Origin of the sequence: Planobispora rosea (assembly GCF_014648175.1) — a bacterium.
Lineage (GTDB): Bacteria > Actinomycetota > Actinomycetes > Streptosporangiales > Streptosporangiaceae > Planobispora > Planobispora rosea.
The window spans coordinates 200423-222074 of record NZ_BMQP01000008.1 but is presented as its reverse complement, the minus strand read 5'-3'; the positions used below and the strand labels follow the sequence as shown (position 1 = coordinate 222074).

At 71.1% G+C, this 21652-nt stretch carries 23 protein-coding genes; 7 read left to right on the top strand and 16 right to left on the bottom strand.

The window, feature by feature from the left end; genetic code table 11:
• The first annotated feature begins 35 nt into the window (after window positions 1-35).
• Window positions 36-902 (top strand): HAD family hydrolase, encoded by an 867-nt coding sequence (locus tag IEZ08_RS10920; RefSeq protein WP_068920748.1) that lies wholly within the window; start codon window positions 36-38, stop codon window positions 900-902.
• Here IEZ08_RS10920 and IEZ08_RS10915 read toward each other — a convergent pair.
• The 7 genes from IEZ08_RS10915 to IEZ08_RS10885 all read right to left on the bottom strand — a co-directional run bounded on the left by IEZ08_RS10915 (window position 887) and on the right by IEZ08_RS10885 (window position 6990).
• A complete protein-coding gene (locus IEZ08_RS10915; protein ID WP_068920747.1) occupies window positions 887-1915 on the bottom strand; it encodes an alpha/beta fold hydrolase in 1029 nt (342 codons plus the stop codon). The genes IEZ08_RS10920 and IEZ08_RS10915 overlap by 16 nt on opposite strands.
• A 158-nt stretch (window positions 1916-2073) precedes the next feature.
• The gene (locus IEZ08_RS10910) at window positions 2074-3087 is read right to left on the bottom strand and encodes a lysophospholipid acyltransferase family protein (protein ID WP_229803036.1); all 1014 of its coding nucleotides are present in this window, start codon (window positions 3085-3087) and stop codon (window positions 2074-2076) included.
• Window positions 3088-3106: 19 nt separating this feature from the next.
• Window positions 3107-4132: an NAD-dependent epimerase/dehydratase family protein gene (locus tag IEZ08_RS10905; protein WP_068920746.1), complete on the bottom strand. Its 1026-nt coding sequence runs from the start codon at window positions 4130-4132 to the stop codon at window positions 3107-3109.
• A 23-nt stretch (window positions 4133-4155) separates the two neighbouring features.
• Window positions 4156-4254 (bottom strand): 30S ribosomal protein bS22, encoded by a 99-nt coding sequence (locus IEZ08_RS10900; protein ID WP_018654693.1) that lies wholly within the window; start codon window positions 4252-4254, stop codon window positions 4156-4158.
• A gap of 261 nt (window positions 4255-4515) precedes the next feature.
• Window positions 4516-4719 carry a helix-turn-helix domain-containing protein gene (locus IEZ08_RS10895; RefSeq protein ID WP_026214222.1) on the bottom strand — a complete coding sequence of 68 codons (204 nt, stop codon included), beginning with the start codon at window positions 4717-4719 and terminating at the stop codon, window positions 4516-4518.
• A 322-nt stretch (window positions 4720-5041) separates the two neighbouring features.
• Window positions 5042-5830, bottom strand: a complete 789-nt coding sequence (locus tag IEZ08_RS10890) for a phosphatase (protein WP_068920745.1) — start codon at window positions 5828-5830, stop codon at window positions 5042-5044.
• Entirely contained in the window at window positions 5827-6990 is a 1164-nt protein-coding gene (locus IEZ08_RS10885) for an acetoin utilization protein AcuC (protein ID WP_068920744.1), read from the bottom strand. The genes IEZ08_RS10890 and IEZ08_RS10885 overlap by 4 nt, the downstream gene beginning before the upstream one ends.
• 163 nt (window positions 6991-7153) lie before the next feature.
• Here IEZ08_RS10885 and IEZ08_RS10880 point away from each other — a divergent pair, with 163 nt between their 5' ends.
• Window positions 7154-8356 (top strand): sensor histidine kinase, encoded by a 1203-nt coding sequence (locus tag IEZ08_RS10880; protein ID WP_176728349.1) that lies wholly within the window; start codon window positions 7154-7156, stop codon window positions 8354-8356.
• Window positions 8357-8361: 5 nt separating this feature from the next.
• Window positions 8362-9078, top strand: coding sequence for a response regulator (locus IEZ08_RS10875; protein WP_068920742.1), 717 nt, complete (start codon window positions 8362-8364; stop codon window positions 9076-9078).
• A gap of 22 nt (window positions 9079-9100) precedes the next feature.
• Here the strand turns inward: IEZ08_RS10875 and IEZ08_RS10870 are convergent, their stop codons facing one another.
• Together IEZ08_RS10870 and IEZ08_RS10865 are read right to left on the bottom strand one after the other, a co-directional pair.
• Window positions 9101-9394 (bottom strand): hypothetical protein, encoded by a 294-nt coding sequence (locus IEZ08_RS10870; RefSeq protein WP_229803035.1) that lies wholly within the window; start codon window positions 9392-9394, stop codon window positions 9101-9103.
• 137 nt (window positions 9395-9531) lie between these two features.
• Complete coding sequence (locus IEZ08_RS10865) at window positions 9532-9948, bottom strand: RelB antitoxin-like protein (protein ID WP_068928306.1); 417 nt, start codon at window positions 9946-9948, stop codon at window positions 9532-9534.
• 209 nt (window positions 9949-10157) lie between these two features.
• On the opposite strand from IEZ08_RS10865, the gene IEZ08_RS10860 reads away from it, so the two are divergent.
• Window positions 10158-11087, top strand: coding sequence for an ATP-binding cassette domain-containing protein (locus tag IEZ08_RS10860; RefSeq protein WP_068920741.1), 930 nt, complete (start codon window positions 10158-10160; stop codon window positions 11085-11087).
• Entirely contained in the window at window positions 11084-11830 is a 747-nt protein-coding gene (locus IEZ08_RS10855; protein WP_068920740.1) for an ABC transporter permease subunit, read from the top strand. The genes IEZ08_RS10860 and IEZ08_RS10855 overlap by 4 nt, the downstream gene beginning before the upstream one ends.
• An 8-nt stretch (window positions 11831-11838) precedes the next feature.
• Here the strand turns inward: IEZ08_RS10855 and IEZ08_RS10850 are convergent, their stop codons facing one another.
• The 7 genes from IEZ08_RS10850 to IEZ08_RS10820 all read right to left on the bottom strand — a co-directional run bounded on the left by IEZ08_RS10850 (window position 11839) and on the right by IEZ08_RS10820 (window position 18998).
• Window positions 11839-13023, bottom strand: coding sequence for an ABC transporter permease (locus tag IEZ08_RS10850; protein ID WP_068920739.1), 1185 nt, complete (start codon window positions 13021-13023; stop codon window positions 11839-11841).
• A gap of 16 nt (window positions 13024-13039) precedes the next feature.
• Window positions 13040-13825, bottom strand: coding sequence for an ABC transporter ATP-binding protein (locus tag IEZ08_RS10845; protein WP_189242079.1), 786 nt, complete (start codon window positions 13823-13825; stop codon window positions 13040-13042).
• A complete protein-coding gene (locus IEZ08_RS10840) occupies window positions 13822-15231 on the bottom strand; it encodes an efflux RND transporter periplasmic adaptor subunit (protein WP_176728348.1) in 1410 nt (469 codons plus the stop codon). Before IEZ08_RS10840 ends, IEZ08_RS10845 begins: the two co-directional genes overlap by 4 nt.
• A 92-nt stretch (window positions 15232-15323) precedes the next feature.
• Complete coding sequence (locus IEZ08_RS10835; protein WP_068920736.1) at window positions 15324-16580, bottom strand: MFS transporter; 1257 nt, start codon at window positions 16578-16580, stop codon at window positions 15324-15326.
• Between the two features lie 117 nt (window positions 16581-16697).
• Complete coding sequence (gene proC / locus IEZ08_RS10830; RefSeq protein ID WP_084779490.1) at window positions 16698-17492, bottom strand: pyrroline-5-carboxylate reductase; 795 nt, start codon at window positions 17490-17492, stop codon at window positions 16698-16700.
• 40 nt (window positions 17493-17532) lie between these two features.
• Complete coding sequence (locus IEZ08_RS10825) at window positions 17533-18264, bottom strand: ABC transporter permease (protein WP_068920734.1); 732 nt, start codon at window positions 18262-18264, stop codon at window positions 17533-17535.
• Window positions 18261-18998, bottom strand: a complete 738-nt coding sequence (locus IEZ08_RS10820; protein WP_189242078.1) for an ABC transporter ATP-binding protein — start codon at window positions 18996-18998, stop codon at window positions 18261-18263. The genes IEZ08_RS10825 and IEZ08_RS10820 overlap by 4 nt, the downstream gene beginning before the upstream one ends.
• 76 nt (window positions 18999-19074) lie before the next feature.
• On the opposite strand from IEZ08_RS10820, the gene IEZ08_RS10815 reads away from it, so the two are divergent.
• Together IEZ08_RS10815 and dnaK are read left to right on the top strand one after the other, a co-directional pair.
• Window positions 19075-19560 carry a hypothetical protein gene (locus IEZ08_RS10815; protein WP_189242077.1) on the top strand — a complete coding sequence of 162 codons (486 nt, stop codon included), beginning with the start codon at window positions 19075-19077 and terminating at the stop codon, window positions 19558-19560.
• A gap of 197 nt (window positions 19561-19757) precedes the next feature.
• A complete protein-coding gene (gene dnaK, locus IEZ08_RS10810) occupies window positions 19758-21635 on the top strand; it encodes a molecular chaperone DnaK (RefSeq protein ID WP_068920732.1) in 1878 nt (625 codons plus the stop codon).
• The last annotated feature ends 17 nt before the right edge of the window (window positions 21636-21652 follow it).

Below are 21652 nucleotides of genomic sequence, written 5' to 3'. Positions count from 1 at the left end.
ATTTCACCCATCTCGGCCAGTTAAGCTGAGGTGCTATGAAGCGGCTGATGCGACGGCGGAGTGAGGCCCAGGCGGCCGGGGAGGTGGCGGCCGCGGCGGCCGTCGCCATGCCGATGGCCGATCCGGACCCGACGGCGGCGGCCTTCTTCGACGTCGACAACACGATGATGCGCGGCGCCTCGATCTACCACTTCGCCCGCGGCCTGGCCTCCCGCGGCCTGTTCACCACCAAGGACCTGCTCAGGTTCGCCCTCGGTCAGGCGGTCTTCCGCGTCCGCGGGGACGAGAACCCCGAGCACATCGCCAAGGCGAGGGAGACCGCGCTGGCGTTCGTGGCGGGGAACAAGGTCGAGGACATCGTCCGCCTCGGCGAGGAGATCTACGACGAGGCCATGGCCGACCGCATCTGGGCCGGCACCCGCGCCCTCGCCCAGAGCCACCTCGACGCCGGGCAGCGCGTCTGGCTGGTCACGGCCACGCCCGTCGAACTCGCCCGCGTGATCGCCCAGCGACTCGGCCTGACCGGCGCTCTCGGCACCGTCTCCGAGACCGTGGACGGCGTCTACACCGGGCGCCTGGTGGGCGACCTGCTCCACGGGCCGGCCAAGGCGGAGGCCGTACGGGCCCTGGCCCGCAGGGAGGGGCTCGACCTGACCCGCTGCTCGGCCTACAGCGACTCGGCCAACGACCTGCCGCTGCTCTCCCTCGTCGGTCATCCCACCGCGATCAACCCGGACGCCGAGCTGCGCGACTACGCCAGAGCCAGCAAGTGGGAGATCAAGGACTTCCGCACCGGCCGCAAGGCCACCATGGTCGGCCTTCCCATCGCGGCCGGAGCGGGCGCCGTGGCCGGCGGCGTGGCCGCCGCCATCGCCCTGCGCCGCCACTACCGCGCGACCTGACCGCCCCGGCGCATGGCGCGGTCGAACAGGCCGGACAGGGCCGCGTTGACGACCTCGGGCCGTTCCAGGCCGATCATGTGGCCGGCTCCGGGGACGACCTGGAGGCGTGCGCCGGGCAGGGCCTCGGCGATGCGGCGGCTGTGCGCCTGCGGCGTCATCCGGTCGCGTGAGCCCACCATGACCAGAGTCTCCACCGAGGAGAGCGCGGCCAGCGCCGCGAGCTTGTCGTGGACGAGGAAGTCCCGGTAGAAGCCGACCATGACCTCGGTCGGCGTGGCCACGGCCATGTCGTTGACGAACCGCACGTGGTCGCGGCGCGCGCGGGGCCCGAAGGCCACATAACGGGTCACCGGCAGGTTGGTGCGCGTCTTGATCGCGACCCTGCGGTCGATGAACGCGGCGCGGGCGAGCATGCGGTCGAACATGATCGGAGTGATGACGGGCGCGAGCCTCCCGATCGGTCCCGGCAGCCCGAAGGTGCTGTCCCGCAGCCGCCCCGGCGACGTGCTCAGCAGCGCCACGCCCGCGACCCTCCCGGCCAGTGTCCCGGGGTGCCGGCCGGCGAAGGCCATGATCGTCATACCGCCCATGGAGTGCCCGACCAGCAGCACGGGCAGCTCCTCGGGCACTGCCTGGTCGATCACCGCGGCCAGGTCGTCGCCGAGCCGGTCGACCGTACACGCGTCGAACGCCCCGCACGCCGAGCCGCCGTGCCCGCGCTGGTCGTAGAAGACCAGGGTCGCCCGGCCCTTGAGCGCCTCCCGCTGGAAGTGCCAGCAGTGCCGGTTCATCAGCCAGCCGTGCGCGAACACCACGGCGAACTCCGGCGCCTCGGCCTCCTCCACGTCCACCGCGAGCTGGACGCCGTCATCGGTGGTGACCGTGACCGGCCGTCCCCGGTGCCCGCCGAGAACCTCCCGGCCACGCCCCTCCCGCCGCCGGGCGGCTCCCAGGGCCGTCCCGATCGCCAGCCCGGCGATCATCGCTGTCATCGCGGTACGGCGTGCGCCCATGGCCACTCCCAAGGCTCGGAAGCTCGATGCTGACCACACCATACCGACCGAAAGCACGCGTTGTTAGACGCGGAGACTAATAAAAATCCATACCGCGACGCTCACCGGACGACCGGAAGACGGTGACGACCGGAAGCGGGTGACGGCCGGAAGACGACTCAGAAGAACGGCGGGAAGGCGTGCCCCCGGCGCAGGCGCAGCTCGTTCAGCTGCTGCTGGATGACCTCGCGAACCTGGTCGGTGAGGTTGAAGACCAGCATCGGGTCGTCGGCGTCGGCCGGGTCGTACTCGTCGGTGCGGATCGGCTCGCCGAAGCCGATCAGCCACTTCGACGGGAGCGGGACCAGTCCGAGGAGGCCGAACCAGGGGAAGAGCGGGGTGATCGGCAGGTACGGCAGGCCCAGCGCCCGCGCGAGGAACCGGAGATCGCCGATCTTGGGGTAGATCTCCTCCGCGCCCACGATCGCGCACGGGACGATCGGCACCCCGGCCCGGATGGCCGAGGCGACGAACCCGCCGCGGCCGAACCGCTGGAGCCGGTATCTCTCGGAGAACGGCTTGCCGACCCCCTTGAACCCCTCGGGGAAGACCCCCACCAGCTCGCCCTTGCGCAGCAGCCGGTCGGCGTCCTCCCGGCAGGCCAGGGTGTGGCCGGTCTTGCGGGCCAGGTGACCGAGGAGGGGCAGCTGGTAGACCAGGTCGGCGCCGAGGAGGCGGAGGGCGCGCCGGTCGGGGTGGTCGTCGTGCAGGGCCACCTGGAGCATGAGCGCGTCCAGCGGGATGGTACCCGAGTGGTTGGCCACGACGAGGGCGCCGGAGTCGCCCGGCACGTTCTCGATGTCGACGGTCTCGGTGCGGAACCAGTGCCGGTAGATCGGGCGCATGACCTCCAGCAGCACCTTGTCGGTGAGCTCGGCGTCGAAGCCGAACTCGTCGACCTCGTACTCCCCCGAGATCCGGCGCCGGACGAACGCCAGCAGCTCAGCCAGGCGGCGGTCGTCCTCCGGGTCGAGGGACGCGGCGAAGTCGGCGAACCCCTCGAAACCGCGGGCGGAGCGGCCCCGGCCGATGGGGATCACCTGGGCGTCCCGGGACCCGTCGTGGAACCGGTCCCGGGAGTCCCCGTGCGCATTCGCCATATCGCTCACCCCGTCACCCGTGCGGGTGCTCATCCCGCTGCCGTACGGACCCTCATCTCGTCACCATATGGGACAACGCGTCCACCAGGGCCGCGGGGAGCCCGCCGTCCATCCCCCGTGAGCGCAGGAAGTCCTCGAAGGCCGCGCTCGTGGAGAACTTCGGCTTCCAGCCCAGGGTCTGCGCCAGGCGGGCGGTGTCCACCACCCTGCCGTGGCACATCAGCCGGAGCTGCTCGGGTGAGAAGTCCACCATCCCCACGCCCCGCGCCAGATCGCCGAGGAAGCGGAAGGCGGGAGTGGGGATCGGGAGCGAGAGCAGGCCCGCCCGCCGGAGGCACTGCGACAGCAGCAGCACGCCGTCCCCGGCCACGTTGAACGTGCCGGGGTGGTCCTCCATCGCCATCCGGCGCAGCACCTCGACCGCGTCGTCCTCGTGGACGAACTGCAGCCGCGGGTCGAAGCCGAACACGGTGGGCAGCACCGGCTGGGAGAAGTAACGGGTGAGCGGCGAGTCCACGCCCGGCCCCATGAAGTTGGCGAACCTGAGGGTGGTCACGCTCACGTCCCCGCGCCGTCTGGCGAAGCCGCGGACGTAGCCCTCCACCTCGGAGGCGTCCTTGGCGTAGCCGTGGCCGGGAGGCTCGCCGGGCTCGGCGTCCTCGGTGAAGACGGCCGGGTCGCGCGGCGAGGAGCCGTACACCGCCGTGGTGGAGCGCACGACGACGCGGCGGACCGTCGCGGACCGCTGACAGGCACCCAGCAGCTGCATGGTGCCGATGACGTTGTGCTCCTTCATGAGCGCGCGGCCACCGCTCCTCGGGGGAGCGCTCACCAGGCTCATGTGCACGACGGTGTCGATGTCAGCGGCCGCGATCACCTGGGCGATGTCGGGGCTGCGCAGATCGACGCGGACGAACTCCGTCCGTCCGAGAGGTACGCCGCCATCACGTGAGAGCGAGGGCGGCGGCACCGTGTCCACTCCGATGACCCGGCCGATGTCCGGGTCAGCCGCGAGAACGCTCGCCACTCGGGCGCCGATGTGGCGTGAGACCCCGGTGACGAGCACGGTATGGGTCATCGACGCCTCGCAGGTCCGCGTTGTTACTTCTTGTTGCGCCGCTGGATGCGGGTCTTCTTGAGAAGCTTGCGGTGCTTCTTCTTCGCCATGCGCTTACGGCGCTTCTTGATCACAGAGCCCACGGGACCCCCAGGTAGCTGGTAGCAGAGATTGCCGAACCGGTGCGCGTAGCACACCGGTTCAACAGACTACCGGCGATCCACGGTGGATCGCCCCCGGGGGACCCGGGCACTCCGGTTAACGGCGCGGCCGGCGCGCTGTCACCCCGGTCGCCACCTCGGTCGTCGCTCAGGTCGTCACCGCGACCGTCGCCTCGGCCGTCATCTCGGCAGAGCGAGGCCCCGCCGGTCCCCGGTCAGGCCGGAGACCGGTCAGGGCTCACTTCAACCTGCCTCGATGTAGGCCTCCCTGAGATAGTCGTGCACCGCCTGTTCAGGCACTCTGAAGGATCGGCCGACCCGGATGGCCGGCAGCTCACCCGAGTGCACGAGCCGGTACACCGTCATCTTGGACACCCTCATGACCGTGGCCACTTCTGCCACCGTCAGGAACTTCACCTCACTGAGAGGTCTTTCGCCTGCACCCATCGGACGCCTCTTCCGCACGTGTTTCCGGGTTATCCCCACTGGTGCCATCGCTCACGCACGTCTACTGCCGTCAGCGTAAGGCGGGACTCCGAGAGAGCAAACCCCCTAGTTTCTCAGTCTCCGCAGTCCCATGTCATCGAAATACCGAAACTCGCTGGCCAGCGGCTGGACCGGCCCCCTCACCTCAACCTTGGAACGGACCAACCTTTTCCCATTAGAGTCGCCCGCAATCACCAAAAAGTTGGCAAGCGGCGGACGAGATCCGCGGAATGCAGGCGCGAAAAGCCCGTATAGGGACACCCGGATTGCCGCCACCCCTGTCTCAGAGGCCGCTCACGACCCTCGCGACCAGGTATCGGATCAGCGGAGCGTAATCCCTCGGAAGCACGTTGTCATCAAGCGGTACGGTGACCGCGATCTTGCCCTCGGCCTCCCCGACGAACAGGGCCGGGTCGTTGCTGTCGGCGAATCCCACGGTGAGGATCCCCGCCTCCCCGGCCGCTCCCGCCCAGCCGTGGTCGGCGATCACCAGATCCGGGCGGTCGTCGCCCATCTCCGCGATCATGGCTTCCATCGGGGCCGCGTCGTGGGTGTGGACGAAGGCTCCCCGGTCGTCCAGCATGGCCACGTCGTCGAGATAGCGGATCTTGCGCTTGCGGCCGAACCCCGAGCCCCAGTAGGTCCAGTCCTCGGCCGGGCCCAGCAGCGTCGCCCCCCGCTCGCGCGCCAGCCGGGCCAGCGCCAGGTGGATGACGAGCAGGCCCGTGGGGTGCCCGGTGGCCAGGAGGATCCTCGGGTTCTCCGTGCGGAGCACCCCGGCGATCACGTCGCCCATCGCCTCGGTCGCGTCGATCGTGCGATCCGGGTCGATGGTGTCCTGCCCCTCGCGGTGCCCCGGGTCGGCCACCACTCCCGCGGACTTGGCCATGAGCTCCAGGATGTCCCGGTAGGACCAGCCCTCTCCCAGAGAGAGGCCGAACATGTGGCGCGGGTCGCGGTTGGCCAGCGACCGGTAGTGGTCGAGGTTGTTCTCCCGGCTGGTCGCCACGTCACCGGCGATCCGGGTCCGGACCAGGTGGTCTCTGAGCTCGTCACGGGATGGGAGGGTCACGGCAGTGGATCCAGTCCGTGGAAGGGGAACACGGCCTTCCTGGTCGCCAGGATGGCCCGGTCGATGGGGTCCGCTGGATCATAACCGTCGGCGAAGTCCTGGAATTCCGGTTTTCTGCCGTCGGTCATCGTCAGGGGCGGCGTCTGGCCGGTCCGCTCCCTGACGAGCCCCCGCCACTCCTGCGGGGTGGCGGTGGCCGGGTCGAGCGGACGCCCGGCGACCTCGGCGAGCAGGTGGGTCCAGGCCCGCGGCACCACCTGCACCAGTTCGTATCCGCCGCCGCCGGTCGCGATCCACCGTCCGCCCGCGGTCTCGTGGGCGAGCTCGTGCAGCGCGGCGTAGGCGGTCCGCTGGCCGTCCAGGCTGAGCATCAGGTTGGCCAGCGGGTCGAGCGCGTGGCTGTCACAGCCGTGCTGGGTGACCAGGACCTCCGGGGCGAACTCCCGCAGCAGCGGCGGCACCACCGCGTGGAAGGCCCTCAGCCAGCCGCTGTCGCCGCAACCGGCGGGCAGGGCCACGTTGACCGCGGTGCCCTCCGCGCCGAGCTCCTCGGGGAAACCGGTGCCCGGGAAGAGGGTGCGAGGGCTCTCGTGCAGGCTGATGGTCAGCACCCTGGGGTCGTCGTAGAACAGCGCCTGCACGCCGTCCCCGTGGTGCACGTCCACGTCCACGTAGGCGATCCGGGTGGCGCCCTGCGCCAGCATCCACGCGATGGCCACCGCCGGGTCGTTGTAGACGCAGAAGCCGCTGGCGGTGCTCGCCATGGCGTGGTGGAGCCCGCCGGCGACGTTCGCCGCGTGCTCCGCCTCGCCCGTCCACACCGCGCGGGCCGCGGCCAGCGTGGCCCCGGCGATGAGCGCCGACGCCTCGTGCACGCCGGTGAAGGCCGGGTTGTCCTCGGTGCCGAGCCCGGCCGCCCGGTCGGGCCGTCCGGTCGCGGAGACCCGCTTGACCGCCTCGATGTAGTCGCGTTTGTGGACCAGCGCCAGCTCGTCGTCGGTGGCGGGCACGCAGCCGGCCATCTCGACCGCGTCGAGCACGCCCAGCTCCCGGGCGAGCGCCATGGTCAGCTCGACCCGGACGGGCGCGAGCGGGTGCCCCGGCCCGAAATCGTAGGAGGTGAGCGCGTCGTCCCAGAGAACCCGTACCGACCGGCTCATCCGCACTCTCCTCACTCGCTCTTTCCGGCGACGTTACAGTACGGCTTCCGCCCCGTCGCTTCCGGAGTGATCACGCACCGGAGTTCACATTCGTGACATATCAGCCATATTCACGCCATATCTACTCCTCTACCCCGATCATGACATGCCGTACTGTCGAGCCATGCGCTTTCCGGGCGTCGGCAGATCCTGGCGCAGAGTCCGGCGCAGAACCTGGCGGACCCTCAGCCGCCCCGTGGTGCTCGACGGCATGCTGGCCGTCCTGGTGGGCGTGGCCGAGGTGACGGCGGTCAGGGCGCTGTTCCCCGTAGGCCACCCTGACCGAGGCATCTCCTTCGCGATCGCCGCCGCCGGCGCCGTCCCGCTGATCTGGCGGCGGAACCACCCGGTCGCGGTCGCCCTCGCCACCCTGTCCCTCGACCTGCTGCACGCCTTCCTCCGCCTGGGAGACCCGGCGACCCTGCCCAGCGTGATCGGGCTCTACAGCCTGGGCCGCCACGCGGCGGGCAGGACGGTATGGATCATCGCCGCGGCCACCTCGCTCAGTTACATGGCCGTCTACCAGCTGCAGTCCGGGGAGATGCCGGGCAACGTCTCCGTCCCGGTCCTCTCCCCCTTCCTGGTCGTCGGTCTGGGGCAGTTCCTCCGGCTCAGGAGCGAGCTGGGGGAACGCAGGCGGGAGCAGGCGGCCGAGGCCGCGGTCCGCGCCGAGCGCCGCCGCATCGCCCGCGAGCTGCACGACGTCGTGGCCCACCACATCAGCGTGATCAACGTGATGGTCGGCGCCGGCCGTACGACCATGGCGACCGACCCCCGGCGCGCCCAGGAGGCCCTCGTCACCGCCGAGCGCACGGCCCGCGAGGCGATGGCGGAGATGCGGCAGCTCCTGCACGTGCTCCGCGCCGAGGACGGGGACGAGCCGGACAACCACGCGGGAGTCGGGGCGGAGGCCCTGCCGGACCTGGTCGCGCGGGTGGACGGCGCGGGGCCGCCGGTCGGGCTGGAGGTGACGGGAGAGGCCGTCCCGCTGCCCGCGGCGGTGGACCACGCCGTCTACCGGATCGTCCAGGAGTCCCTGACCAACACGCGCAAGCACGCCGACGGCGCCCGGGTGAGCGTCCGCCTCGCCTACCTGCCCGGCGCCGTCGAGGTGGAGGTCCTCGACGACGGGCTCGGCCGCCGGGGCGGTACGGCGCAGGCCGGGTCCGGCTTCGGGCTGGGCGGCATGGCCGAGCGGGTCGCGCTGTGCGGGGGGCGGCTGCAGACCGGTCCGCGTCCCACCGGGGGCTTCCGGGTCCACGCCTGGATCCCGGTCCCGGCGGCCCGGGACCCGGCGCCCTCGAAGGATGCGGCGTCCTCGAAGTAGAGTGCGTGATCGTCGAGGGAGGGCACGTGACCGGAGAGCGGGCAGTCGCCGGAGACGAGACGGTGATCAAGGTTCTGCTGGTCGACGACCACGCCGTGGTGCGCACCGGGTTCCGCATGATCCTCGACGCCCAGCCCGACATGTCCGTCGTCGGCGAGGCCGCGGAGGGGACGGAGGCCGTACGGCTCAGCCACGACCTGCGGCCCGACGTGGTGCTGATGGACGTGCACATGCCCGGCGTGGACGGCGTCGCCGCCACCCAGGAGATCGCGGGCGCCCTCCCCGGGGTGCGGGTACTGGGATTGAGCACGTTCGACCTGGACGAGTACGTGGTGGCGATGCTCCGCGCCGGCGCCTCGGGCTTCCTGCCCAAGGACATCTCGCCCGAGGAACTCGTGGAGGGCGTCAGGATCGTGCACCGGGGCGAGTCCGCCGTGGCGCCCCGGCTGCTCACCCGTCTCATCGGCACGTTCGTCCGGGCCGACCGCCCACACCCGGGCCCCGTCCCCGGCGAGCTCGGCTCCCTCACCGACCGCGAGCGCGAGGTGCTCGTGCTCATCGCCCGGGGACACTCCAACGGCGAGATCGCCGAGCGGATCGCCGTCGCGCCGTCCACCGTGAAGAACCACGTCACCAGCCTCTTCGCCAAGATCGGTGCCCGCGACCGAGCCCAGGCCGTGATCGTCGCCTACGAGGCGGGCCTGGTCCGCCCCGGGTCGTGAGGGATCCCGTCCCCGCATCCGGTCAAGGTTGTTCGCCACCAGTCCAGAAGCGCTGCAGCCGGGCGATGGCGACCTCCCTGGTCATTTGAGCGATCTCCGCCTCCGGGAGTCCGACTTTGGTGATGAGCAGGTGGACGAGGTCGGCGGGGAGCGATTCGACCGGGACGGGGGGAACTCCCCGATCGGGCTTCTCACCCTCCTTCACGCACTTCCAGAACTCCTCTTCCGTGACGTCGAGCTGGTCGCGGAGAATGTGAGCCCAGATGCTGCGGCCGTACGAGATCCGGTCCGGCGGGTGGGAGATCCTGGTCCGCAAGATGCGACCGTCCGGGAGCCGGAGCTCGTACGTGATGTGGTGGGTTCCTGACCGTCCGCGGGCGTCACGGACCCGGCTCCACCCCTCCATCAGGCAGAACCGTTCGTGTTCCTCTCTCGTTGCCTGAGGCCACGACATCATGGTGTCTGCCCGGTCAGCCAGCGGCGGAGTTGCTCATCGTCGCTCAGCTCGATCAGCTGGACCAGACCCCAGTTCTCCCGATGGTTGGGGGCGTCGAGGAGGTGGTCCTGCCAGTCTTCCGCGTACTCACGGAGGGCTCCCACCATGTCGTCGATCGCCTCCTCGAAGGTGGCGCCGTCGGCCGCCACGGGCAGACCGGGAATGAACACCGACCACCCGCCGCCCTCGGCCACCGCTTCGGCGCGGGACGGCGTCACGGCTGCCAGGAAGACCCGCAGCCGCTCCGCGTCGACCACAGCCGCTCGAGTCTTGTCCCGCCGGACGGTGGCGGTCCAGCCGCGTGCTGCCGCGTCCAGAAGGCGCTTCAGATGCGTCCGCGCCTCCGTATAGCTCTCATAGTGCAGAGACGCCACGGCTCCTCCGGTCTTCCCGGTCATCCCAATGATAAGTACGTCAAGTACTTAGAGTACGTGAAAGGCTGAGGGTTGTCCGGTCAACAGCGGACCAGATGCCGGGGTGGGAGCACGGTCCTATGCGGGGGCGGGCGCCGTACTCCGCTCCCAGGTCGCAGACCGTTCCCCGGGCCGATGATTGGCGGCGGGGCGGCGGCGAGGCTGGAAGCATGATCGATGCAAGGCGACTCACCAAACGGTACGGCTCCACCGTCGCCGTGGACGGGCTCTCCTTCGAGGTGCGCGGCGGCCACGTGACCGGCTTCCTCGGGCCCAACGGCGCGGGCAAGTCGACCACCATGCGCATGATGCTCGGGCTCGACCACCCGACCGAGGGATCGGTCCTCATCGACGGCACGCCGTACGGGCGGCTCAAGCACCCGCTGCGCAAGGTCGGCGCGCTGCTGGACGCCAAGGCGGTGCACGGCGGGCGCACGGCCCGCGACCACCTGCTCTGCCTCGCCCAGAGCAACGGCATCCCGTCCTCGCGGGTGAACGAGGTGCTCGCCCTCACCGGGCTGACCGAGGTCGCGCGCCGGCGCGTCGGCGGTTTCTCGCTCGGCATGTCGCAGCGGCTGGGCATCGCCGCGGCGCTGCTCGGTGACCCGGAGATCCTGCTGTTCGACGAGCCGGTCAACGGGCTCGACCCGGAGGGCATCCTGTGGATCCGCACCCTGATGCGGAACCTCGCCGCCGAGGGCCGTACGGTCTTCGTCTCCAGCCACCTGATGAGCGAGATGGCCCAGACCGCCGACCACCTGATCGTCATCGGCAGAGGCAGGCTCATCGCCGACACGGGCACGAGGGAGTTCATCAGCCGCAGCTCCCAGGGCTACGTCCGGGTGCGCTCGCCCCGGCTGCCCGACCTCGCCCGGCTGCTCGACGGGGCGGTCAGCGGCAGAGCCGGTGACGGAACGGCCGCGGTGACCCTGCACGGCGACCACCTCCGGGTGACCGGCATGACCGCCGCCGCCGTGGGCGAGGCCGCGGCGGGAGCCGGGCTCGCGCTGCACGAGCTGGCCGAGGTCGCGCCGTCCCTGGAGGCGGCCTACATGGAACTGACCCAGTCGAGTACCGAGTACGCGGGGGTGACGTCATGACCGACGTGCTGCGCTCCGAATGGACCAAGATCCGGTCGGTACGGTCCACCGTGTGGACCCTGCTCGTGGCCGTGGTGCTGATGGTCGGCTTCGGGCTGCTGGTCGCCGCCTCCACCGCGAGCCTGGGGGAGAACGCCGGACTCGGCGACTCCACCATGATCAGCCTGTCCGGTTCCGCGTTCGCCTCGCTGGCCGTGGCCACGCTCGGCGTCCTGGCCGTCGGCGGCGAGTACCGCACCGGCATGATCCGCACCACCCTGCTCGCGGTCCCCGGCCGTCTGCGGATGCTCGCCGCCAAGACGGCGGTCGTGGCGGCGGTGGCGTTCGCCGTGTCGCTGGCGGCGTCGTTCGCCTCGTTCTTCGGCGGGCAGGCCGTGCTCGGCGACAAGGCGGCGCGGCTGGGCGACCCCGGAGTGCTGCGGGCGGTCGTCGGGGCCGCGCTGCTCATCACCGCCACCGGTGTCTTCGGCCTGGCGCTGGGCGCCCTGATCCGGCACACCCCCGGCGCGATCGTCGCGGTCATCGGCCTGGTGTTCGTCCTGCCGCAGATGACCAGCCTGCTGCCGGGCGAGTGGGGCGACACCGTGCAGCGGTACTTCACCACCAACGCGGGCAGCCAGATCACCTACACCCGGGTCGCCGAGGGACAGCTCGGTCCCTGGGCCGGTTTCGCGGTCTACTGCACGTGGATCGCGGTCACCCTGGCCGCGGCCGCCGTACTGCTCCGGCGCAGGGACGCGTGAGTCCCGCATCACTCGGCGCGCAGGGCGACCACCGGATCGAGCCGGCCCGCCCGGCGCGCCGGGGCGACCCCGAAGAACACCCCGACCGCGGCCGAGACGCCGAAGGCCAGCGCGACCGACCACCAGGTGACGGCCGCCGGGACCGGGGAGAGCGCCGCGATGAGCAGCGCCCCGCCGACGCCGAGCAGGATGCCGATCACCCCGCCGATCGTGGTCAGCAGCACCGCCTCGATCAGGAACTGCGCCAGCACGTCGCGCTGCCGGGCGCCCAGGGCCTTGCGCAGGCCGATCTCCCTGGTCCGCTCCCGGACGCCGACCAGCATGATGTTGGAGACCCCGACCCCGCCGACGAGCAGTGAGATGCCCGCGATGGCGGCGAGCACCCCGGTGAGCATGCCGAGCACGGTGCCGATCGTGCCGAGCAGCTGGGTCTGCGTGACGGCGGAGAAACGTTCCCCCGGATACCGCTCGGTGAGCGCGTCCACCACCCGCCGCTGGAGCGGCTCGATCTGGTCGGGACCGGACGCGCCGATCGCGATCCCGTTGATCCGGGTGACGCCGAGCAGGCGCTGGGCCGTGGTGACGGGGACGTGGATCTCCTGGTCGCGGGCCACCCCGAAGGTCGCCCCGACCGGCTCGTAGACGCCCACGACCCGGAACCTGGCCCCGGAGACCGTCAGCTGCCTGCCGAGCGGATCGACGTCCCCGAACAGCGTCTCGGCCACCTCCGAGCCGAGGACCGCCACTCTGCGGCGGGTGTCCACGTCGGTCTCGCTCAGGTACCGTCCGCGGCGCAGCGGCCGGTCGAAGATGTTGGGCAGGTTCTCGTCGGTTCCGACGACCGTGACGAACGCCTCGCTCCGGCCGACCCGGACCGTCTCCCCCGAGTTGACGGAGACCGTGACCCTGGCGGGGTCGCCGACCACCCGGCGCACGTAGGCCACGTCGGCGAGGTCCAGGCGGCTCTGGGTGGGCAGCGCGCCGACGCCGAGCCGGCCGGGGACGACCAGGATGATGTTGCTTCCGAGCCCGGCGATCTCGCTCTCCACCGCGTTCTTGGCGCCGGTGCCCACCGCGACGAGGACCACCACGGCCGAGACCCCGATGATCACTCCGAGCATGGTGAGGGCGCTGCGCAGGCGGTTGGCCCGCAGCGCCTCCAGCGCCATCCGGAACGCCTCCGCCGCCCTCATCCCGCCTCCGCCGCCCTCATCCCGCCTCCACCGGCCCGGTGCGGCCCGCGCCGCCCTCCCCGGGCTCCCGGCCCTCTCCGGCTCCGGCTTCCCCGGCTCTTCCGGAACTGCCCGCCGTACCGGAGTCGTGCTCGATCAGCCCGTCACGGACGTGGATCTGACGGCGGGCGCGGGCGGCCACCTCGGAGTCGTGGGTGACCAGGACGACGCCGACCCCGCGCTCGGCGTTGAGCCGGTCGAGGATGGCCATCACCTCCGCGCCGTTGCGGGTGTCCAGGTTCCCGGTCGGCTCGTCGGCCAGGACGACCCGGGGGTCGCCGACCAGGGCCCGCGCGATGGCCACGCGCTGCTGTTCGCCGCCGGACATCTGCGAGGGACGGTGGCCGATCCGGTGCCCGAGTCCCACCGACTCCAGCGCCTCGCGCGCCCGCCTGCGCCGCTCGGCCCTGGGCAGCCCCCGGTAGACCAGCGGGAGTGCCACGTTGTCCAGAGCGGCGGTCCGGGCGAGCAGGTGGAACGACTGGAAGACGAACCCGACGGCCCGGTTGCGCAGCTCGGCCAGGTGGGTGTCGGAGAGCGTGGAGACGTCCACGCCGTCGACCCGGAGGATCCCCGAGGTGGGCCGGTCCAGGCAGCCGAGCAGGTGCATCAGCGTGGACTTCCCCGACCCCGACGGCCCCACGATCGCCACGAACTCCCCCGGCTCGATCCGCAGGTCCACCCCGCGCAGCGCGTCCACCGACACGCCCTCTGACTGGTAGGACCGGGTCAGCCCGACCGCCTCGAACGCCGCGGAGGTCATGGGAGGGGCTGGCCCTGCCGTACGGTGTCGGCGCCGCGTACGACGATCCGTTCGCCGAGGGCCAGGCCCGACAGGATCTCGACCGTGGACTCGCCCTGCGCGCCGAGCCTGACCACCCGGCGCTCGGCCCTGCCGCCGCGGACCGCCCAGACGACGCTGTCACGGCCGCTGGTGACGATCGCGGAGGACGGTACGGCGAGCGCGTCGGGGGACTCGCGGACCGTCAGGCGGGCGACCGCGCTCATCCCCGGTCTGGGGACGGGGGCCCTGCCGCCGTCGTCGAAGGTCCCGCGGCCGAGGGAGAGCCGGACCGGGTAGCTGGCGCCGCCGGTCGTGCCCTCCATCGGCGTGACCCCGACCCCGGTGACCTCGGCCGCGTAGACGCCACCGGGCACGGCGTCGAACTCCGCCTCGGCCTCGACCCCCGGTTCGACCAGCAGCACGTCCGTCTCGTCCACGTCCGCCGAGAGGGCCAGCTCGGAGACGTCGGTGACGGTGACGATCGTGTCCCCTGCCGAGACGGGCACGCCGGTGGCGACCGGGGTGCCGGAGCCGGAGGAAGCGGGCACGCCGGACGCGGGCGGCGGTACGGCCGCGGCCAGCCCCTGCGGGAGCAGGGCGCTCAGGTCGGGCGCGCCGCCGGCGGAGGCGCGGCCGAGGGTGACCACCCCGTCGAACGGGGCCTTGACCGTCAGCCCCCTCACGGTCCTGGCGGCGACCGAGACCGCGGCCTTCGCCTGGGACCGGGAGGCCTCCTGGAGGGAGGCCATGGAGGTGCTCAGGCCGCCGAGCCCGGCGCTCACCTGACTGGTGATCTGGCCGAGCGCCAGGCTGAGGGAGCGGTTGAGCGACTCGGTGAGCCCGCGGGCGGCCTTCGCCAGCGCCTCCTGGTGGGCCCGGTGCTGGGCCTCGGCGGCGTCCAGGGTGGCGAGCAGCTGTTTGCGGACCTCACGGTCCTCGACCTCGCGGGCCGCCGCGCGGGCCTTGGCGAAGCCGCGCCGTACACGCGGGTCGGTCTTCGCGGTGAACCCGGAGGCGAGCCGGAAGCCGGGAGGACCGCCGCCCAGCCGGGACGGCGCCCCGCCCCGCGGGCTCCGCGAGGCCGCCCGCTGCGCCGCGCGCGCCTGCTTCAGCTGGTCCTCGGCCTGCGGGGAGTCGATCTTCGCGAGGAGCTGCCCCTTCTCTACCCGCTGGCCGTCCTGGACGTACAGCTTCCGGACCGTGCCCTGGGCCGGTGAGCGCAGCACGGCCGTGGCGCGGGCGACCACCGTGGCGGGGGCCTCGACGATCTCGGTGACCGGGGCGCGCTTCACCGTGTCGAGCCGTACCGGGGAGGGTTCCTCTCCGGTGCAGGCCGTGAGCAGGAGAACGAGGACCAGCGGGGGGATTCCGCGACGGATGGTCACATGGCTCATCGTATGAGGGTGGTGATCCTCCTGCCGGGATTCGTGCCGATACGGAAGGTACGGACGGTACGGGAGTCCGGACCGGCGCGAGGTCAGACGTGCGGGTCCGCTCCGAGAGTGATCCTGCGCAGTCCCCGGACCGCGGGGATCAGCAGCAGGCAGGTGCACCCGCCCACCGCCACGGCCGAGGAGAGGAGGAGGACCTCCTGGGCCCCCAGCCACCCGGACAGCGGGCCGGCGAGGGCCTGGCCGATCGGGATGGCGACGGTCGAGCCGCCGACCTCGTAGGCGGTGACCCGGTTGAGCGCCTCCTGCGGCACGTGGGTCTGGATGCTGGTGGCCCACATGACCGACCAGAACGCCCACCCCGTGCCGCCGATCACGTGGGCGGCCATGATGAACTCCAGCGGCATCGCGGTGGCGATCGACAGCGGCTCCAGCGTGAAACCGAACAGGCCGATCGCCCCCGCCATCAGCGGCCGGGCGGGCCGGAGCCGCATCGCGACCAGGCCGCCGACGATGGTGCCCGCCCCGGAGGCGGACATGACGAGGCCGTAGGCCGCGTCGCCGAGGGCCTCGCTGACGAGCACGGAGCCGAGCGGGATCATCGGCCCGAACAGGGTGATCCCGAAGACGACCCAGATGAGGATCACGCTCCACATCCAGGTCCGGGAGCGGAACTCGTGCCAGCCGCCCCGCAGGTTCCGCCACATGGACTCCTCGGCGACGTCCTCCCCGGCCGGGAGCGGCGGCAGCCGGAGCGCGAGCAGGCAGACGGCGCTGATCGCGAAGCCCACGGCCTCGATCGCGAACACCGTCCCGACGCCGGAGAGGGTGATGATGCCGCCGGCGACCGCCGGGCCGGCCAGCATCATGATCGCCTCGGAGACGCGCAGGCTGGCGTTGCCCCGCTGCACGTCCCGGGCCACGCGGGGGACGGTGCTGGAGACGCCCGGCTGGTACATGGCCGCGGCCACGCCCGAGACGGCCGACAGCGCCAGGATCTGCCAGAGCGGCGGGTGGGTGAAGGCGTACAGCGCGGCGAGACCACCCTGGGTGACGGTCCGGACCAGATCGGCGCCGATCATCATGCGGCGCGGCGTGAACTTGTCGGCGAAGACCCCGCCGAAGAGGATGAGCACCGCGAACGGGCCCATCCACGCGGCCAGCGCGAGCCCGACGCCGGTCGCGCCGTACCCCAGGTTGCTCACCCCGAGCGCGGTCGCCAGCGGGATCATCGAGGCGCCGAGCATCGAGACGGACCGCGCGGTGAAGAAGAGGGTGAAGTTCCGCGACCAGACCGCGGGTCCCGCCTGCCCCCGCTCCTTGATGTGTGCGTCCTGCGGCACGTTCTCCCCATCTCCGTCGTGCTCCGACGGAGATGATGCCTTATATCAGGAAAGTATCCTAATAATTGATTCCGGCCCTCGCCCGGGTACGGACCCGGCCCGAAGCCGGGTGCCGGCTCAGCCCGCGGCGAGCTGGCGGCCCCGGTCCCGGGCGGCCTCGATGGCGGCCAGGAAGGCGGCGCGCACGCTGTGCCGCTCCAGCTCGGCGATGGCCGCGATGGTGGTGCCGCCCGGCGAGGTGACGGCCTCGCGGAGGATGACCGGGTGCTCCCCGGAGTCGCGGAGCATGATGGCGGCGCCGACGATCGACTGGGTGACCATGTCGAGCGCGGCCGCGCGCGGCATGCCGAGCAGGATGCCCGCGTCCACCATGGCCTCGACGAGGTAGAAGAAGTAGGCCGGGCCGCTGCCGGACAGCGCGGTGGCGGCGTCCTGCTGGGACTCGGGGATGCGCAGCACCTTGCCGACCGGCTTCAGCAGGTCCTCGGTGTGCTTCAGGTGCTCCTCCGCGGCGTGGGAGCCCGCCGAGATCACGCTCATCGCCTCGTCCACCAGCACCGGCGTGTTGGACATCACCCGCACCACCGGGACCTCCCCGACGAGGTGCGACTCCACGAAGGAGGTCGTGATGCCCGCCGCCGCGGAGATCACCAGGCGGTCCTCGGGGACATGGGGCGCGATCTCGGACAGCAGGGAGGCCATGTCCTGCGGCTTCACCGTGAGAATGATCGTCTCAGCGCTCTTGGCGGCCTCGGCGTTGGACGTCACCCGCACGCCGTACCGCTCTTGCAGCGCCTCGGCCCGCTCGGCGCGGCGCGCGGTCGCGATCACGTCACCCGGCTTGAACCCGGCCCGCAGCAGCCCGGACAGCAGCGCCTCACCCATCTTGCCGGTCCCGAGAATCGCGATCATATGCATGCACCTTGTCTAGGAATGACGGAGGATGCCCAGCCTAAGGGGTCCTCCTGCGCAGGGTCGCGGCGCCGAGGAGCAGGGCCAGGACGGCCGCGCCCGCCACCACGGCCACGTCCCGCCAGAAGTCGCCCTCGGCTCCGGCCACCGCCGCCAGCTTCATGGCCTCGATCGCATAGGACATCGGGAGCACGTTGGAGATCCACTCCAGCACCGCCGCCATCTGGTCGCGCGGCACCAGGATCCCGCCGAGCAGGAGCTGCGGGAGCACGACGACCGGCATGAACTGCACCGCCTGGAACTCGGTCCGGGCGAAGGCGCTGCACAGCAGGCCGAGGGCGGTGCCCAGCAGGGCGTTGCCGAGCGCCACGACGACCAGCGGCCAGACCGGCGCGCTGAGATCGAATCCGAGCCAGGTCAACGAGACCGCCAGCACCAGCGTGACCTGGACCGCCGCCATCAGGCCGAACGCCAGGCCGTACCCCAGCAGCAGGTCCAGCCTGCCCAGCGGCGAGGCCATGAGCCGTTCCAGGGTGCCCGAGGTCCGCTCGCGCAGCGTGGCGATCGAAGTGACCAGGAACATCACCAGGAAGGGGAAGACGCACAGCAGGACCGGCGTCCAGGCGTCGAACGACCGCCGGTCGCCGATCACGTAGTACAGCAGGACCATCACCAGCGTCGGCACCAGGGCCATCATCCCGACGGTGCGCCGGTCGTGCCGGAGCTGGGTGAGGATGCGACCCGCCGTGGCGAGAGTGATCGAGGGGCTCATGACCGTCCCGCCGTTCCCGCCTCGTCGCGTTCCGCGATGAGCCGCAGGAACGCCCCCTCCAGATCTTCCTCCCCGGTGCGGCGCAGCGCGCCGGGAGAGTCGTCGGCGAGGATGTCGCCCTCGCGCATCAGGAGCAGCCGGTCGCACCGCGCGGCCTCGTCCATGACGTGGCTGGACACGACGAGCGTCACGCCCCCGTCGGCCGCCAGCCTGCGGAACAGCCCCCACAGCTCGTTGCGGAGCACCGGGTCGAGGCCGACCGTGGGCTCGTCCAGCACGAGCAGTTCGGGGTTGCCGAGCAGGGCGACCGCGAGACTGGCCCGGCTGCGCTGGCCCCCCGACAACGTCCTGGTGATCTGCCGGGCCTGCCCGCCCAGCCCCACCTCGCCGAGAACCCTGCCGACGTCGCTCTTCGGCGCGCCGAGCACCGAGGCGAAGTACGCCAGATTCTCGGCCACCGTCAGATCCTCGTAGACGGCGGGGCTCTGCGTGGAGTAGCCCACTCTCTCGCGCAGCCGGGGGCTGCCCGCCGGCTCGCCGAGGACCGTGACGGTCCCGCCCGCGACCACCTGCACCCCGACGATCGAGCGCATCAGCGTGGTCTTGCCGCACCCGCTGGGCCCGATCAGTCCCAGGACCGTCCCGCGCGGGACGTCGAAGGAGACCCCGTGCAGCACCTCTCGACGGCCGCGCCTCACCCGGAGGTCCCGTACGGCGATCGCATAACTCATCATATGTTGAATTTAGGTGTGCCGCATTCCTCTGTCAACGACCGCTGAACCGTCCCGGGCGGCGATCCGTCATAGGGGTATGAGGATCGCGACCCCGCTCCTGACGGGAGCCCTGCTTCTGACTCTGAGCTGCGGGACCGGGACCGGCACCGGGACCGCAGCCGGATCCCCCACCGGCTCGGGCGGCTCCGGGACGGCGACCACCCCCTCCCAGCCGGTGAGCCACACCGTGCCGCCCAAGGTCGAACCCACCCTGGGCCCGAAGCCGACCAAGCCGACGGGCGACGCCGACGCCCCCAGGAAGGTCCGGTGGCTGAAGGCCAAGCCGTCCAAGGACCGCCGCCACCTGCGGGTGACCTGGTGGTCGGGGGTGGAGCCCTGCCACGTCCTCGATCGGGTGACCGTGAAGGAGACGTCCAAGAAGGTGACCGTCACCCTCTGGGAGGGCCCGAGCAGCAAGGTCAAGAACGCCGTCTGCATCGAGATCGCCATTCAGAAGGTGACGACCGTCAAGCTCAAGAAGCCCCTGGCCGGACGGAAGGTCGTCGACGGCGCGAAGCGCTGACCCCGGCCCCAGCCCCGACCCAACCTCCGGAAGCGTCCCGCGAGACATCTCGTGGGACGTTTCATCTTTTCCGGGATTCGGGGAACACAACGCCGCTCTCCTAAGTTGAGCCCAATAGACTCAAGTCGTTTGACAAGCAACACCCGATGTCCGACTATGAGTCAGGCAGACTCAACTTTGACCACAAGGACGTACTCATGGCACGTGCGGTAGGTATCGACCTGGGGACGACCAACTCCGTCGTCTCGATTCTTGAGGGCGGCGAGCCCACTGTCATCGCCAACGCGCAGGGGTCGCGAACCACGCCGTCCGTGGTCGCCTTCGCGAAGAACGGCGAGGTCCTCGTCGGTGAGGTCGCCAAGCGGCAGGCCGTCACCAACGTCGACCGGACCATCCGCTCGGTCAAGCGAGAGATGGGCACCACCTGGTCCCAGGAGATCGACGGCAAGAAGTTCTCGCCCCAGCAGATCAGCGCCTTCGTCCTGCAGAAGCTGAAGCAGGACGCCGAGGCCTACCTGGGCGAGAAGATCACCGACGCCGTGATCACGGTTCCGGCCTACTTCAACGACGCCCAGCGCCAGGCCACCAAGGAGGCCGGCACGATCGCGGGCCTCAACGTCCTGCGCATCATCAACGAGCCGACGGCGGCGGCGCTCGCCTACGGCCTCGACAAGGACAAGGACCAGACCATCCTGGTCTTCGACCTCGGCGGCGGCACCTTCGACGTGTCCCTGCTCGACGTCGGCCAGGAGGACGGCCACGGCTTCGTCGAGGTGAAGGCCACCAGCGGCGACAACCACCTCGGTGGCGACGACTGGGACCAGCGCATCGTGGACGAGTTGGTCAAGCGCTTCCAGAACGGCCACGGCGTGGACCTGTCCAAGGACAAGATGGCCCTGCAGCGTCTGCGCGAGGCGGCGGAGAAGGCCAAGATCGAGCTGTCCAGCCAGTCCGAGACCAACATCAACCTGCCCTACATCACGGCCTCCGCCGAGGGCCCGCTGCACCTGGACGAGAAGCTCACCCGCGCCGAGTTCCAGCGGCTCACCGCCGACCTGCTCGAGCGCTGCAAGGGCCCGTTCAACCAGGTCATCAAGGACGCCGGGATCAAGGTCTCCGACATCGCGCACGTCGTGCTCGTCGGCGGCTCGACCCGCATGCCCGCCGTCACCGAGCTCGTCAAGGAGCTGACCGGCGGCAAGGAGCCCAACAAGGGCGTGAACCCGGACGAGGTCGTCGCCATCGGCGCCGCCCTGCAGGCCGGTGTGCTCAAGGGCGAGGTCAAGGACGTCCTGCTGCTCGACGTGACCCCGCTCTCGCTGGGCATCGAGACCAAGGGCGGCATCTTCACCAAGATCATTGAGCGTAACACCACGATCCCGACCAAGCGGTCGGAGGTCTTCACCACGGCCGAGGACAACCAGCCGTCGGTGCAGATCCAGGTCTACCAGGGTGAGCGCGAGATCGCGGCCTACAACAAGAAGCTGGCCACCTTCGAGCTGACCGGCATCGCCCCGGCTCCGCGCGGCATCCCGCAGATCGAGGTCACCTTCGACATCGACGCCAACGGCATCGTCAACGTCTCCGCCAAGGACCTCGGCACCGGCAAGGAGCAGACGATGACCATCACCGGCGGCTCCGCGCTGCCGAAGGAGGACATCGAGCGCATGATGCGCGAGGCCGAGTCCTACGCCGAGGAGGACAAGCGGCGCCGCGAGGAGGCCGAGACCCGCAACAACGCCGACTCGCTCGTCTACCAGACCGAGAAGTTCGTCTCCGAGAACGCCGACAAGATCCCGGACGACGTCAAGACCGAGGTCAACGACTCTCTCGCCGAGCTGAAGAAGACACTGGAGGGCACCGACTCGGCCGCGATCCGCGCCGCCGCGGAGAAGCTCGCCACGGTCAGCCAGAAGATGGGCGCGGCCATCTACGCCCAGTCCCAGCCGGGCGGTGAGGCGGGGGCCGGCGCTCCCGGTGCCGGGACCACCGCCGACGACGGCCAGAAGGCCGACGAGGACGTGGTCGAGGCCGAGATCGTGGACGACGAGCCGAAGCGCGAAGAAGGCAAGTGACGGCCCGGGAAGCCGAG

Coding starts and splice junctions, on each gene's coding strand:
- IEZ08_RS10920 (WP_068920748.1), top strand. CDS start 36: ATGAAGCGGCTGATGCGACGGCGGAGTGAGGCCCAGGCGGCCGGGGAG.
- IEZ08_RS10915 (WP_068920747.1), bottom strand. CDS start 1,915: ATGGGCGCACGCCGTACCGCGATGACAGCGATGATCGCCGGGCTGGCG.
- IEZ08_RS10910 (WP_229803036.1), bottom strand. CDS start 3,087: ATGAGCACCCGCACGGGTGACGGGGTGAGCGATATGGCGAATGCGCAC.
- IEZ08_RS10905 (WP_068920746.1), bottom strand. CDS start 4,132: ATGACCCATACCGTGCTCGTCACCGGGGTCTCACGCCACATCGGCGCC.
- IEZ08_RS10895 (WP_026214222.1), bottom strand. CDS start 4,719: ATGGGTGCAGGCGAAAGACCTCTCAGTGAGGTGAAGTTCCTGACGGTG.
- IEZ08_RS10885 (WP_068920744.1), bottom strand. CDS start 6,990: ATGAGCCGGTCGGTACGGGTTCTCTGGGACGACGCGCTCACCTCCTAC.
- IEZ08_RS10880 (WP_176728349.1), top strand. CDS start 7,154: ATGCGCTTTCCGGGCGTCGGCAGATCCTGGCGCAGAGTCCGGCGCAGA.
- IEZ08_RS10860 (WP_068920741.1), top strand. CDS start 10,158: ATGATCGATGCAAGGCGACTCACCAAACGGTACGGCTCCACCGTCGCC.
- IEZ08_RS10855 (WP_068920740.1), top strand. CDS start 11,084: ATGACCGACGTGCTGCGCTCCGAATGGACCAAGATCCGGTCGGTACGG.
- IEZ08_RS10850 (WP_068920739.1), bottom strand. CDS start 13,023: ATGAGGGCGGCGGAGGCGTTCCGGATGGCGCTGGAGGCGCTGCGGGCC.
- IEZ08_RS10845 (WP_189242079.1), bottom strand. CDS start 13,825: ATGACCTCCGCGGCGTTCGAGGCGGTCGGGCTGACCCGGTCCTACCAG.
- proC (WP_084779490.1), bottom strand. CDS start 17,492: ATGATCGCGATTCTCGGGACCGGCAAGATGGGTGAGGCGCTGCTGTCC.
- IEZ08_RS10825 (WP_068920734.1), bottom strand. CDS start 18,264: ATGAGCCCCTCGATCACTCTCGCCACGGCGGGTCGCATCCTCACCCAG.
- IEZ08_RS10820 (WP_189242078.1), bottom strand. CDS start 18,998: ATGATGAGTTATGCGATCGCCGTACGGGACCTCCGGGTGAGGCGCGGC.
- IEZ08_RS10815 (WP_189242077.1), top strand. CDS start 19,075: ATGAGGATCGCGACCCCGCTCCTGACGGGAGCCCTGCTTCTGACTCTG.
- dnaK (WP_068920732.1), top strand. CDS start 19,758: ATGGCACGTGCGGTAGGTATCGACCTGGGGACGACCAACTCCGTCGTC.